The 1267-nt window shown below is 67.0% G+C and carries 1 protein-coding gene; it reads right to left on the reverse strand.

Features of this window, described 5'->3' with window-relative positions:
• Positions 1-32: 32 nt before the first annotated feature.
• A protein-coding gene (locus tag LZG04_RS41370) for an IS3 family transposase (RefSeq protein ID WP_233827432.1) occupies positions 33-1198 on the reverse strand; the annotation gives its coding sequence in 2 pieces (ribosomal slippage) (positions 33-911 and positions 914-1198; 1164 coding nt in all).
• Between the last annotated feature and the right edge of the window lie 69 nt (positions 1199-1267).

Consider the following 1267-nt stretch of genomic DNA (forward strand, 5'->3'; position numbering starts at 1 on the left):
GGGTCTGCTGCACGAGTAGGTGACAGTGTTAGTCACGCAGCCTGACTGGCTGATGTGGTCATGATTGCTTCGTATTCGATGGGGGTCAACCGTCCGAGGGCGGCTTGACGTCTGCGGCGGTGGTAGGTGCGTTCGATCCAGGTGACGATCGCGATCCGGAGCTCGTCGCGGGTGCGCCAGGTGCGCCGGTTGAGAACGTTGTTCTGCAGCAACGCGAAGAAGCTCTCCATCGCGGCGTTGTCACCCGCGGCGCCGACCCTGCCCATCGAGCCGGCCAGCCCGTGGCGAGCGAGGACACGGACGAATTTCCTTGATCGAAATTGCGATCCGCGGTCGGTGTGCACCACGCAGCCGGCGACCTCACCGCGGCGGGCGATGGCGTTGGTGAGCGCGGTGACGGCGAGGCGGGACCTCATCCGGGAGTCGATGGAGTAACCGACGATCCGGTTGGAGCAGACGTCCTTGACCGCACACAGGTACAGCTTTCCTTCGGTGGTGCGGTGTTCGGTGATGTCGGCCAGCCACAGCCGGTTCGGCGCGGTGGCGGTGAAGTCGCGTCGGACCAGGTCGTCGTGGACCGGCGGACCGGCCTTCCCGCCGTTGCGGCCGCGCTTCTTCCCGAACACGCTCCACCAGCCCATGGACGAGCAGATCCGCCACGCGGTCCGATCCGCCATCGACAGGCCGGCGTCACGGGCCTCGTCGGCCAGGAACCGGTAACCGAACTCCGGGTCGTCGCGATGCGCATCGAACAACGCGTTCGCCCGATACGCCTGCCCGAGTTCCGTCCCGGTGACCGGCCGGGCACGCCACCGGTAGTACGGCTGTCGAGCGATGCTCAAGACCCGGCACGTCACCGCGACGGGAATCCCGTCCGCGGCCAGCTCGCTCACGAGCGGGTAGAGCCTTTTCCCGGCAGGTTCGCCTGCGACAAGTACGCGGTCGCGCGACGCAGGACCTCGTTCTCCTGCTCAAGCAGCTTGATCCGCTTGCGCGCCTCGCGCAGCTCGGCCGAGTCGTCCCTGCTCACACCGGGTTTGATGCCCTCATCGGTGTCCGCCTGGCGCAGCCACTTGAACAAGGTCATCGGGTGGACCCCGAAGTCCTTGGCGATCTGCTCGACGGTCACGCCGGGCTCACGGTCACGGGCGACCCGCACGACATCGTCGCGGAACTCCCGGGGGTAGGGCTTGGGCACAGCGACATCCTCCCGGCTCGCCATCACGGCAAGCCAGCTCAGATGTCACCAATCCGTGCAGCACACCCG

The sequence above is a fragment of the Saccharothrix sp. S26 genome, from assembly GCF_021390395.1.
Classification (GTDB): Bacteria; Actinomycetota; Actinomycetes; order Mycobacteriales; family Pseudonocardiaceae; genus Actinosynnema.